Origin of the sequence: Bittarella massiliensis (ex Durand et al. 2017), from assembly GCF_017566145.1 — a bacterium.
Lineage (GTDB): Bacteria > Bacillota > Clostridia > Oscillospirales > Ruminococcaceae > Bittarella > Bittarella massiliensis_A.
Map to the genome: position 1 here is coordinate 1 of NZ_JABFCL010000385.1, position 210 is coordinate 210.

At 50.5% G+C, this 210-nt stretch carries 1 protein-coding gene; it reads right to left on the reverse strand.

Translation table 11 applies throughout. From position 1 onward, the window contains the following. Positions 1–210 (reverse strand): ATP-binding domain-containing protein (locus HJY11_RS14755; protein ID WP_208076586.1); only part of this gene is annotated, 210 nt, incomplete at both ends.

Sequence of the window (210 nt, forward strand, 5' to 3'; positions counted from 1 at the left end):
TGAGCGGTCATCACATAAAGTTCATGGAGCGCACGGGTAATGGCGACATAGAGAAGCTTGGCGTCTTTCGGATGATCCGAATAGCGTGTTTCATCCGGTTCCCAAAGAATTACGCAGTCAAACTCCAGACCTTTTGTCAGGGAGACTGGGAGAACCATGACGCCGTTGTGGAAGCTGGTATCATCTCTGGCCGGGGACATATGAAGTTTC